The organism is Leptotrichia sp., from assembly GCF_057270615.1.
The window spans coordinates 1-12,331 of the sequence record NZ_DBHIXN010000053.1 but is presented as its reverse complement, the minus strand read 5'-3'; the positions used below and the strand labels follow the sequence as shown (position 1 = coordinate 12,331).

14 protein-coding genes are annotated in these 12,331 nt (G+C 28.3%); 7 read left to right on the top strand and 7 right to left on the bottom strand.

Features of this window, described 5'->3' with window-relative positions:
- The coding region (asnS, locus tag ACO409_RS08705; protein ID WP_485556420.1) for an asparagine--tRNA ligase at positions 1 to 1,132 on the bottom strand (1,132 nt) is incomplete at its 3' end.
- Between the two features lie 472 nt (positions 1,133 to 1,604).
- Between asnS and ACO409_RS08700 the strand changes: the two genes are divergently transcribed.
- The 7 genes from ACO409_RS08700 (at position 1,605) to ACO409_RS08670 (ending at position 7,729) form a co-directional block, all read left to right on the top strand.
- Positions 1,605 to 3,257, top strand: coding sequence for an OPT/YSL family transporter (locus tag ACO409_RS08700; RefSeq protein WP_485556418.1), 1,653 nt, complete (start codon positions 1,605 to 1,607; stop codon positions 3,255 to 3,257).
- An 85-nt stretch (positions 3,258 to 3,342) separates the two neighbouring features.
- Complete coding sequence (locus tag ACO409_RS08695; protein ID WP_485556416.1) at positions 3,343 to 4,122, top strand: type III pantothenate kinase; 780 nt, start codon at positions 3,343 to 3,345, stop codon at positions 4,120 to 4,122.
- Between the two features lie 9 nt (positions 4,123 to 4,131).
- The gene (locus ACO409_RS08690) at positions 4,132 to 4,947 is read left to right on the top strand and encodes an esterase/lipase family protein (RefSeq protein WP_485556414.1); all 816 of its coding nucleotides are present in this window, start codon (positions 4,132 to 4,134) and stop codon (positions 4,945 to 4,947) included.
- Complete coding sequence (locus ACO409_RS08685) at positions 4,947 to 5,780, top strand: phospholipase D-like domain-containing protein (RefSeq protein ID WP_485556412.1); 834 nt, start codon at positions 4,947 to 4,949, stop codon at positions 5,778 to 5,780. Before ACO409_RS08690 ends, ACO409_RS08685 begins: the two co-directional genes overlap by 1 nt.
- Positions 5,781 to 5,818: 38 nt before the next feature.
- Positions 5,819 to 5,947 carry a hypothetical protein gene (locus ACO409_RS08680; protein ID WP_485556410.1) on the top strand — a complete coding sequence of 43 codons (129 nt, stop codon included), beginning with the start codon at positions 5,819 to 5,821 and terminating at the stop codon, positions 5,945 to 5,947.
- Between the two features lie 101 nt (positions 5,948 to 6,048).
- Positions 6,049 to 6,534: a hypothetical protein gene (locus ACO409_RS08675; RefSeq protein WP_485556408.1), complete on the top strand. Its 486-nt coding sequence runs from the start codon at positions 6,049 to 6,051 to the stop codon at positions 6,532 to 6,534.
- A gap of 1 nt (position 6,535) precedes the next feature.
- On the top strand, positions 6,536 to 7,729 hold the full coding sequence (locus ACO409_RS08670; protein WP_485556406.1) for a tetratricopeptide repeat protein: 1,194 nt from the start codon (positions 6,536 to 6,538) through the stop codon (positions 7,727 to 7,729).
- Positions 7,730 to 7,881: 152 nt separating this feature from the next.
- Here ACO409_RS08670 and ACO409_RS08665 read toward each other — a convergent pair whose 3' ends face one another.
- The 6 genes from ACO409_RS08665 to ACO409_RS08640 form a co-directional block, all read right to left on the bottom strand.
- Positions 7,882 to 8,613, bottom strand: coding sequence for an OmpA family protein (locus tag ACO409_RS08665; RefSeq protein ID WP_485556404.1), 732 nt, complete (start codon positions 8,611 to 8,613; stop codon positions 7,882 to 7,884).
- A gap of 24 nt (positions 8,614 to 8,637) precedes the next feature.
- Complete coding sequence (locus tag ACO409_RS08660; RefSeq protein WP_485556402.1) at positions 8,638 to 9,339, bottom strand: hypothetical protein; 702 nt, start codon at positions 9,337 to 9,339, stop codon at positions 8,638 to 8,640.
- Between the two features lie 42 nt (positions 9,340 to 9,381).
- Positions 9,382 to 9,654 (bottom strand): type II toxin-antitoxin system YafQ family toxin, encoded by a 273-nt coding sequence (locus ACO409_RS08655; protein WP_197735163.1) that lies wholly within the window; start codon positions 9,652 to 9,654, stop codon positions 9,382 to 9,384.
- Complete coding sequence (locus ACO409_RS08650; RefSeq protein ID WP_147003420.1) at positions 9,647 to 9,922, bottom strand: type II toxin-antitoxin system RelB/DinJ family antitoxin; 276 nt, start codon at positions 9,920 to 9,922, stop codon at positions 9,647 to 9,649. Before ACO409_RS08650 ends, ACO409_RS08655 begins: the two co-directional genes overlap by 8 nt.
- A 106-nt stretch (positions 9,923 to 10,028) precedes the next feature.
- Positions 10,029 to 11,858 carry an oligoendopeptidase F gene (pepF, locus tag ACO409_RS08645; protein WP_485556398.1) on the bottom strand — a complete coding sequence of 610 codons (1,830 nt, stop codon included), beginning with the start codon at positions 11,856 to 11,858 and terminating at the stop codon, positions 10,029 to 10,031.
- A gap of 78 nt (positions 11,859 to 11,936) precedes the next feature.
- The coding region (locus ACO409_RS08640; protein ID WP_485556396.1) for a PD-(D/E)XK nuclease domain-containing protein at positions 11,937 to 12,331 on the bottom strand (395 nt) is incomplete at its 5' end.

The window sequence follows — 12,331 nt, the reverse complement described above, 5'->3', positions numbered from 1 at the left end:
AATCAACTGCTCTTACAGTTTTTCCATCTTCATTTAATTTCATATAAAATGCTTTTATGTCTTTTGGATAATCAGTTACAAATACAGGCTTTTTAAAGTGTTTTTCTGCCAAATATCTTTCATGTTCAGTTTGTAAGTCAATTCCCCATTCTACTTCATACTCGAATTTCTGTTTTGAATTTTTTAATATTTCAATAGCTTTTGTATAAGTAATTCTATCAAACTTATTATTTACTAATGTATCAAGTCTATTAAATAAATCCTTATCTACAAATTTATTAAAAAATTCCATTTCTTCTTTAGCATTTTCTCTCACATAATTTACAATATATTTTATCATTTCTTCAATAATATCCATGTTTACATCCAAATCAGCAAATGCAATTTCAGGCTCCATCATCCAAAATTCAGCAGCATGTTTTGGAGTATTAGATTTTTCAGCTCTAAATGTAGGCCCAAAAGTATAGGTATTTTTAAATGCTGTTGCAAATGTTTCAACATTTAACTGTCCACTAACAGTAAGATTGGATTCTTTTCCAAAAAAATCCTGCTTAAAATCAATGCTTCCATTTTCAGTTCTTGGAACATTATTTATATCAAGTGTCGTAAGCCTAAACATTTCTCCAGCACCTTCCGCATCACTTCCAGTAATTATCGGTGTTTGTACATATACAAAGTTTTTTTCCTGAAAAAATTTATGAATCGCATAAGACAAAATTGAACGCACTCTAAATGTTGCAAAAAATGCATTAGTTCTAGGACGTAAATGTGCAATTGTTCTCAAAAATTCAAATGTATGTCTCTTATTTTGTAGCGGATAATCTGAATCAGCCTTTTGGTAAACAGAAACTTTTGTTGCCTTAATTTCATAATCTTGGCCTTTTCCTAACGATTCTACTACAACTCCTGTCACTTTAATAGAAGTTGAAATTGTAAGTTTAGAAATTTCCTCAAAATTTTCCAATGCTTCATCAAACACAACTTGAATCCCGGTAAAAAAAGTTCCATCATTTAATTCAATAAATCCAAAGTTTTTTTGACTTCTAATTTTCTTTACCCATCCGTTAATTTCAATTTCTTTTCCCAAATACTTTTCTGTATTTGTCTGAAGTTCTCTTAATTCTAATAACATATATCTTCTTCTCCTCTTCCAAAAATTATTTTATGCTTAGATACATTCGATATCTTAAATTTCTTTTGACAAAGTAAATTATTTAGAGGTGAATCAAAAGTTATATTTTTAGATTCTTATAAACAAAATAACATTTTTTCTCTTTTAATCAGGGGCATTCTCATCATCTTACTAAAATTTTTACTCTGTCCTTTGATTCAGAATATTTATCTATTTAAATTATAATTCTCGAACAAATCTATTTAATTTTTCTGTTTATTCTTACATTTTCACATTATAACATAATTTCTTATATATTTTAATAATAAATTGAAAAATTTATTATAATTTCCAATAAATCTAACATTTTTCCTTATAATTTTTTTTATTTTCTACTATTTTTTTTACTTTGCCTAATTGCAAAATTTGATTGACAAATACCCTGTAAATGAAGTAAAATTTTATTAGTAAAATAATACTAGGAGGTAGCCTAATGGGAAAAATAAAAAAAGCATCATCAAAAACTCTGAAAAATGAATCGAACATAACACTTGCAGCAATTTTTACAGGAATTATTGGAGCAGTTCTAGTATCTTCCAGTTCTTTCTATATTGCATTAAAATTTGGAGCTTTACCATGGCCAACTATAATGGTTACTCTTTTATCTATGATTATATTAAATCTATTTAAAAAGACAAATAACAAGGAAATTACAATTGCACATACGATTATGAGTGCTGGTTCAATGGTAGCTGGAGGTGTTGCTTTTACAATGCCTGCTTATATTATTTTAGGCGGAAAATTAAAAGACATCCATCAATATCAGCTGCTTTTAACTATTTTGTGCGGAAGCATTGCGGGAGCATTTTTATCATATATCTTTCGTACAAAATTAATTGAACAAGAAAAACTTGAATTTCCTGTTGGAGAAGCAGCATATCATCTTGTAAACTCAGGAAAAAGTGCAGAAAATATTCATTATGTTGCTTTTGGAACACTGTTTAGTTCAATTATCGCTTTTTTCCGTGATTTTAGCTTTACAAAAGGTAAAGCACCTATTATTCCAGCAATACTTTCATTAAAAAATGGACTTTTCAGCTTTTATGTATCGCCACTTTTAGTTGGAATGGGATATGTTCTTGGATTTTTAAATACATTTGTCTGGTTTTTAGGAGGGGCTCTTGTTCTTTTTGTCGGAGAACCACTTGCAAAAATGTTTAAAATTAATAATTTTCCTATTATGAAAAACAGTTTTGGAATGGGATTTATGATTGGAATTGGACTTGCTGTAATTTTAAAAATTATTTTTTTGAGTAAATCCAAAAATAATACAGAAAATAAAAGCATTTTAACAAAATTATTCATTTTACTGATTATTTCAATAATTACTGTAATTTTTGTATACAGATTACCAATATTTATTGCACTTGTTTTAGTATTAATTTCTATTTTATGTACAATAATCGCTGGATATTCGACTGGAAAAACTGGAGTCAATCCAATGGAAATTTACGCTATAATTACAATTTTATTAATTTCATTTTTAAATAAAATGTTAAATGGATTAAATATTGGCGGAATAAAATTTTATACAAATTTAAACACTTTAATATTATTTATGCTAGCTTGTATTATAACAGTTGCTTGTGGACTTGCAGGTGATATTTTAAACGACTTTAAATCAGGATACAAAATGAAAGTAAAACCATCCGAACAGCTTTTTGGAGAATTAATCGGTGCTGTTGTAAGCTCTTTTGTAATAACATTTTTATTTTTTGTTTTTTTCAAAGTCTACAAAATAATCGGACCTGTTGAAAATACTGAATTAATCGCACTGCAGGCTTCTATTGTAGCAACAGTAATAAACGGAATTCCGTTTTTAGGTATTTTCTTTATTGGACTTGCTGCTGGGTTAATTTTAAGCCTTTTAAATTTACCAGTTCTAACTTTTGGAATTGGAATTTATGTACCATTTTATCTATCTTCAACTGTATTCTTAGGTGGCCTTGCAAGTTTTTTTGGAAACAGAATTTCAAAAAATTCCAATTCAAAACTGCTTTTAATATCAAATGGACTAATGAGTGGAGAAGCAATTGTCGGAGTTATTTTATCAGTTATGGCTTATATCGGATTATTTATGAAGTAAAATTACCAGAAATTGGATGAAAAGCAAGGGGAAGTATCCCTTGTTAAAAAATAAAAAATAGTTTTTCAAAGAAAGGAAAAAAATTATGATTTTAGGATTTGATATTGGAAATACACATATTGTACCAATTTTTTATAATGAAGATGGAAATATTTTGGCAACATTTAGAATACCAACACATCTGGAATTTACCGAAGATACTCTTTTTATAATGTTAAACGAATTTATAAAAAGCAAAAATTTGGAAATTTCAAATATAAAAAATATTATAGTTTCATCAGTTGTTCCAAATATTAATGAAAACTTTACAAGACTTGGAAAAAAATATTTTGACATTGATCCAACTTTTGTAACGCTTGACAATGTAGAAAATAAAATAAAAGAAATAAAAATTTTGCCAAATATGGAACGTGGACTTGGAGCAGACAGAATTGTTGATATTTTAGCGGCAAAAAAACTTTATCCAGAAAAGGAGCTTTTAATAATTGACTTTGGAACAGCCACAACCTTTGATATGATAAAGGATTCAACTTATATGGGCGGTTGCATTATCCCAGGAATTGCACTTTCAATAAACGCCCTATTTAACAATACTGCCGCTTTGCCCAAAATTGAATTTACAGAACCTGAAACTGTTTTGGGAGTAAATACAGTTTCTCAAATTAATGCTGGCATCTTTTACGGAAATGTTGGATCAATAAAAGAATTAATTTTGCAATATAAAAAATTTTTTCCAAATGCTTACGTTATTACAACTGGTGGACAAGGACAAAAGATTTCGGAATATATTGAAGAAATTGATGAATATGTGGCAAAACTTGGAGAAATAGGGATTTTTGAATTTTATAAATTAAATAGCAAATAAAGGAAAAAAATGAAAGAAATAATAAAAAGCATATTAATTGGTTCAGCAATAAAAGTGGCTGAAATTGTTATAGCTCAAAATGTTATAGCCCGACTTCTTTATCACAGTTACGAAGTCAAAACTTATTATAAAAAAGATGACAAAATTCGTCAAAGCCAAGATTTTTTGATACTTCTTCACGGTATTTATGGAAAAAATTCGGATATGGAAATCATCGCTCAAAATTTTAAAAATAATTACAGAATTATAAATATCCAATATCCTACCACAAAAGAAACTGCCGAAGAAATTGCTGATCTTTACATAAAGCCAAATATTGAAAACATTAAAAGAAAAATTTATTCAGAAAATTCTGATCAGAATATAAAAATTAATTTTGTGGCACATTCAATGGGAAGTGGTATTTTACGATACTATTTAAAGAAAAATCCTCTCAAAAATCTGGGAAAAGTCGTGTTTATTTCTCCACCATCGCACGGAAGCCATTTAGCAGATATTCCCTTTATTGATAAGTTTCCAGCTACATTTGGAAAAGTTGTCCCACAATTCAGCACAAAAAAGAAAAGTTTTATAAATCAGCTTGGTGAGCCTGATTATGACTATATGATTTTGATCGGAAACAAGACTAATAACCTGCTGTATTCGATGATAATTCGTGGAAAAGATGACGGAATGGTTCCTATCAAAACTGCAAAAATGAAATCTGATAATTTTAAAATTATTGATAATACTACTCACACCAGTATTTTAAAAGATCAACGAACATTAAAGGAAATTTCTAAATTTTTCAAAAGTTCAGATACAAACAAAAAGAAGGAAAAATAATGAAAAAAAACACAACAAAGCGTTCAAATAGTTCAACAAAAAAAACTGTAAAGACAAAAACCGAAAGAAAAAAAAGTATCCCAAAAATTGAGCAATCTTTTTTAGAAGGAATTTCCTGTGATATTTATGTTGGAAAAAAGGCTGGAGTTAGCATTAGAAATGCAATACAAAAAGCTAAAAAATCAATCACAGTAATTTCTCCCTTTTTAAGCGGAGATATGATAACCGAAGATATTTTTGAGGCATTAAACAAAGATGTTCAAGTAAATATTATTTCAAAAGACAATGAAAGAATTTATCCTTTTTTAAAAAAAAATTTATATAGCCAAAATCCTATTTTAGGTTCTGAAAAATGGTTGTTTCTTTTGGGAAAATCCCTATTAATATTTTTTTATATTATTTTATCCATCGCAGCATTAGAAATTTTTACATCCTTTATTTTCGATGTTTCCTTTACAAAAAATATACTCCCAATTTCCAAAAATCATTTTTTAGCACTTACCATTATTTTTGGAATATTAACCCTTTTTTTAAGAAAACTAACAATAAACCACGAATTTTACTACTCAAAACGAGATAATTTCAATGTACATATTCTTGAAAAAAGCTACAATCTTCATAGTAAAATCTACATAATCGACAGCAAAATTGCCTTTTTAGGCTCTTTAAACTTTACTACTACAGGCTTTCTCTTTAATCACGAAACTTGTATAAGAATAACTGATAAATCTGTAATCAGGCATTTAAATAATGTCTATAAGGATTTGATAAAAACTTCCAAGCCAATTTCACTAGGAGAATTGAAAAAAAGAATAAATCAAAGATACAAATAATATTTTATTTTTTAAATGACAAGGGGATTTTTCCCCCCTTGTTAAGTAAATTTCCAACAAATCTAATATTTAGAGTATATAATAGACAAAATCCAGAAATAGAAAGTGCCTTTTTAGGAAGTCTGTTTTCGCCTTCAGATAGAAATTTCATAAGAAGTGTGGGATAGGAGGAGCATTATACACCGAATCGCAAACAGGGATAGGAGCAAAAACATTTGCTCTTGCTGAGTCTACAAAATCTTTATTTGAAAATTCTGATGAAGGCATGATGCTAATAAAAAAAGCAAAAAGTATAGCAGGGGAACCAGGAATACAGATGTATGGTTTTGCTAAAGAAACGGTAGGGAATATAGAAACTGCTGGCTTTATAAGTAAAGGAATCTTTGAAGCGGATATGTTTTTGAAAAATAAAAAACTTGATAAAGAAATTAGTCAACATAATATAAAATTAGATAATTTAAATAAAAATAAAAATAAAGTTTTTAACCAAGCCAATGAAGACTTCGAAATATTTGATACAAATAAAGAAATATTAAAATTAAAGAGTAAAAGATATGAAAATTTTACCTTTATTCCAGATGTAATTGAAGATATTGAAAAAAAAATAAATACTACTCCTAAAAATAATGTAAAAAAAATAATTATAAAAGAAATAAAAACTAGTATTCCTTCTGACTGGCTAAGCTACCGTTCACAGATAGAATATTCAAAACAACCATTTTTAACAGATATAGAAATAAAAGGAGTTAAATAAAATGTTTAAAATAATAATACTGATAATACTATCATTAGCAACAATAAGTTGTGAAAAACCTGAACCCCAAGAAAAAACTTATACAATAGTATTAAATAAAGAAGAATACGAAAAAAGAGTTGCTGAAATAGAAAATGAAATTAATAATAAAAACTATAAAAAAGCTGAAGAAATGCTACTGGAAATAGCCAAATATAATAAAGTGGCATATGTAAAAATAGCGACTATGTACTATGAGGCAGGAAAAACAGATGAAAGTGAAAAATGGTTTAAAATAGCATACGATGAAGGAAATAAAGAAGTAGCAGGAAATCTAGGAGAATTTTATTATGAAAAAAAAGAATATGAAAAAGCAGAACAATATTACAGAGAATATATTAAATTAGGAAATTTAGAAGGATATAGGAATTTAGGATATATGCTTGAAGAATTAGGGAAAACAAAGGAAGCAATAAAACTTTATACAGAAGGAGCTAAGTTAAAGAATACAGATTCGATATATTCTTTAGTAAGAATATATTATTTAAAAAATGATATGCAAAATATGAATTATTGGAAGAATAGATTATTAAATGATACTGAAGTTATTAATCTTAACTCTAATATAGAGAAATATTTGAATTATTTGAATGGAAATGAAAACGAAAGAAAAATAGCAGATTTGTATATGAAATCAGCACAAAATATGATAATGAAAAATTTTTCTGAAGCTGAAAAGGAACAAAAGAAAATGGTAGAATATTCTCAAGATGAATTAGTAACTTTGGCACGATTTTATGATGTATTTGGCGATAAAGCTGTTGGGAAAAAATTATTTAAAGAAGCGTATGATAAAGGATTGAAAGACGCTATTTATTACATGGGAGTTATCGAATTTGAGGAAGGGAATATTGAAAAAGCGAGGGAATATTTTAAAGAATCAGCAATAAAGGAAAATAGAGCTGAGGCACAGATAGAATATGCGGATAAGTTGAAGGAAGAAGGAAATATTGAAGAAGCGGTTAAATGGTATAAAAAGGCTGCTAAACAAAAGGAAGCGAAAGCATTGATAAAACTATGTTCCTATTATTTGGACAAACGTGATATTAAAAAAGCTAACGAAATGGTAAGAAGACTAAAAACAACGAAGGGATTAAAAAATTATACTTTAGAGTACAAAAAATTTGCACATGAATATAAGGAAATGAAAGAATAAATAAATTTTTTAAAATCATAAATTATAAAAATAAGGATGGGAATAATGAAAATAAATAATTATATCTACACTGATTCAGAAATAATAAAAAATAATGAAGATATATTGAATACAAATGAAAGTACAGGATATTAGAGAGTGTCCAGATAACACTATTCATCTTTTAACTGATTCAATAATTTTTCAATATCAATTTTCTTAACCTCCCCAGTTTTTAACAAAATTTCAACACGACGGTTATTGTATCTTCCAATTTCTGTATCATTCGTATCAATTGGATTTTCAGATCCTTTTCCGATCATTTTAGTAATTTTTATATCTTTTCTCAATCCATTTTGTTTTAGAAATTCTGCCATTTTTTCAGCTCTCAGTAAAGATAATTTATTTTTATTATTCTCAGTTTTATCAGCATATCCAACGATTTCAAATTCTTCATTTTCAAAAAAGATATTTAACAAATATTCTATTTCTTTTCTAATTTCCTGTTTTTCTGTTTCAGTTACTTCTTCTTTATCAGCAGGAAATCCGCTTATTACCATTTTTTCTATTTTTTCATCTTCCTCTACAAATCTAATTGTTGTCCAATTTTCACATATCGACCTTTCAGGACATAATTTTGGAAGTTTATTTGCTATTTCAAGATTTTTACTAGCAATTTCAGAACCATTTTTTATTGCCAATCTGTAATATTCTTTTGCCTTAGGAATATTTCGAGAATTTTTATCTTTTGCATACAAATTCCCTAGATTATTAATTGCTTTTTTATCTCCATTTTTTATTTTTTCTTCTAATTTCTCCACTTTTTGAAAAAACTCATCATACGGTGTATTTGAAAATAAATTAAATTCTAAAATTATTGTGAAAAGTAAAATTATTTTTTTCATTTAAATTTATCCTTTCTTAATAGGTTAAAAATTCAACGGTTCTGTTTTCATTACCTTTCCCCATTCATTCAATCCGAGAGGCTTTTCTTTGGAATCTTTAAAAAAGGCATAGATATATTTATGTTGCTCTTCTGTTAAAAATACTAATTTCCCGTCATTTCCACCTGATATTAAATAAATTTTTTCATTTATTCCCTTTTTTTCAAGTTCTTTATTTATAGCATGTGCTATTCTCATAGGAGCTTCTCCCCATCCACTTTTTTTAAAATTTTTAAAAATTTCATACTCTGTGCCGTTAATTTTAATTTGGGTGCTTAATCCTTTTTCATCATCCCATTCTTCTGAAAAACTGCCAATTTTTATTTTAACTCCAAATTTTTCAAATGAAGGTTGTAGATCATTTATCAAATCTGGTATTCCATCCCCTTCAAAAACTGTTTCCCCATCACAAAAATAAAATCTATAATCTTTTGCTACATTTGTATTTTCATCCCATAACGTAGTTAATGTTCCTTCACTTCCATATTTTCTTATAATCTCTAACATTTCTTTCTTTAAAGAAGGAGCATCTTCTTTTTTAGCATACTTAAAATATCCTAATTCATCGAGTTTATTAACAAACTCTTCAGCTGTATGTTCTGAATTTGATTTTGCCTTTATTTTGTATAATTTAACAACTATTATAATTAAAATTATAATAATTAAAACAAAAAATATTTTTTTCATAAAAAATCTACTCCTTCATAATATCAAAAACTCAGAACCATACTAAAACAGTTCTGAGTGTGAACCTAAACGAGATAATGATAAGACTAAAATATCATCATAATATTTATATATTAATAACCAATCAGGTTCAATATGGCATTCTCTAAATCCTTTGTAATTACTGATTAATGCATGATCTTTATATTTAATGTCTAATACTTTCTTTTCAGCTAAAATATCAACGATTTTAAATAATTTATTAATATTTTTTCCTTGCTTTTTGGCTAATTTCAATTCTTTCTTGAATTGTCTTGTAAATTTAATTTTATACACCAAGTGCCTCTCTCAACTCCTCTATGCTGTCATATCCCTTTACACTATCATCTCTTGCAATTCTATCAGCTTCTCTCATTGCTTCTAAAGTCACTTCATTTGGCTCTTCTTCCAATTTCAATTCAAAAGGAATTCTATTTTCTCTAATTGCAGTTTTTAAGAACATATTTACTGCAGTTGTCATTGTCAAGCCAAATTTGTTAAATAATTCGTTCGCTTTTTCTTTTGTTTCTTTATCAACTCTAATACTTAAATTTGTATTTGCCATAACAAATACCTCCTTTTTTATTCATTATACCATTTTTAATTACATTGTCAATACAACGTTATACAAAAAAATAAATATTTTCTTTTCTATAAATTTCATTATTTTTCTACAACTTTCCAATCTCTGCTTCCAATTTATCCAACAGCAAGTCAAACTGCTTTGCTACAGCCTCGATCGTTTCGATTTTCGACAAGTCAACTCCTGCCTTTTTAAGCTGTTCCATTGGAAAGTCATTTCCTCCTGAACTCAATAACTGAATATACTTGTCAAGCGTTTGTTTTCTTTCGCTTTCATCGCTTGAATTTATCATTTTCTCATATAAAATCGCTGATGAGGCAAAGCAAGTGGCGTATTGATACACGTAAAATGGCGAGTTGAAAAAATGTGGAACTCTTGCCCAGAAAATATAGATTAAATCATCTTTTTCGATTATGTCGCCGTAATATTTGTCAAACAAGTCTTCCATAATTTTGCTCAAAACTTCCGCTGTAATCGGCTCTCCAGCTTCTGCCAGCTTGTGTGCCTGATATTCATAATCTGCTAGCAATGCCTGAAAATAGAATGTCCCAACAATATTTCCAATTTCCTGCTCCAGCAGCGCAATTCTTTCTTTTGGATCATCGGTATTTTCCAGCATGTAGTCAAGCAGTAGTCTTTCGTTAAATGTGGAAGCCACTTCTGCTACGAAAATTGTGTAGTCTGCCATCGAGAAAGGCTGATTTTCATCTGAATGAAGAGTGTGCAAAGTATGTCCCAGTTCGTGTGCCAATGTAAATACGCTGTCTAAAGTCTTGTTGTAATTTAAAAGCATATATGGGTGAACTCCGTAAACTCCTGCAGAATACGCTCCCGTTCTTTTACCTTTTGCCTCAAATACATCCAGCCAGCCTTCTGAAATCGCTTTTTTCATTTTTTCTACATAATCTTTCCCAAGCGGAGCAACCGAATTTAGCACTATTTCCTTTGCATCATCATATTCATATTCCTTGTCAAATTCTATTAGATTAATTGAGCCGTCAAAATTATAATATTTTTCAAGTCCCAAAATTTTCTTTCTCAATTTTAAATATCTTTGCAATGGTTTTGTATTATTTTTTGCCGTATTGACAAGATTCAAGTAAATTTCTTCTGGAATATTGTCACTTTCCAGATGGCTTAACAAAAATGAATCATAATTGTAGGCCTTCTTTGAAGCAATTCCTTTTTGCAAAATTGAATTATAAATTGCAGCAATTGTATTTTTTTTCTTTTCATAAATTGTATAAAACGTCTGAAACATCAGTTTTCTGTCTTCCTGATTTCTATTTGTAGACAAAATTTTAGAATAATTGGCAGGCGTTACATCCACTTTTTCTCCAGAACTAAGCGTAACTTGAGGCCATTCCACATCCGTAACCGTAACTTCCGAATAAATACTTCTTGGTGCTGAAAAGAATGAGCTGTAGTACGACAGCAATTTGCTTTCCTTTTCTTCCAGAATATGCTTTTGCAGTCTAAACAAATTTTTCAGTCCAAATCTATAATCATCAAATTCTTTTTTTTCAATCCATTTTTCAATATTCTCACGATTATCAACCAGTTCCGAATTTACCCAAGACGATTCAGTAGAAATCTCTGCAAATAAAAACTGAACTTTTTGCAAATGTTCCACAGCCTCCTTATCTAGTGAATTTAAATCTCTTGCAAGCTGTGGATACCGATACAATTTATAAGAAATTTTATCCATTTCCTCCTGTTTCTGAAAAAATTCCAGCAATTTGCCTTCATTTCCAAATTGCCCTTTAAATTTAGCCAATTCCCTTTTCAATTCTCCAACTTTCTCAAAATCCTTTTCCCAAGCCGAATAATTTTCATAAATATCCGATAAATTCCATTTATATTCTTGCCCTATATTATCTCTTTTCAATTCTTCCTTTTCCATCTTATTTTTTTCCATTTCATTCTTCCTTTCAAAAAATTAATACAAACATAGTATACCCTTTTTCCAAAAATTTTAAAAGATATTTCCCCAAATTTATTCTTTTTTAAATTTTATCTCAAACTCTTTCCCAAAAAATGCAATCCCAATTTTTAAAACTTCATCAATTCCAGCATTTCTCAAAACTGAAATATACTCTTTTTCATCAATTTGTTTTAATGCGATTTCACATTCATTTTTTAACTTTTCATGAATTTTATCATTACTTAAATTTTCTGTCCCATTAATAATTTTCAATTCAATAATAATTCCTTCTTTTCCTTCCAGAATATTTTTAGGTTTTAAAAGTAAATCGTATCTTCCTTTTCCCGCAAAATTATTCGATGTAATTTCGTATTCATTTTTCAAAATTAAAACCAATCCTAACATCAATCCGTGATAAAATTGCTCTTTGTAAGTTCCACTCACATCAAATATTCCAGTATTTTCCA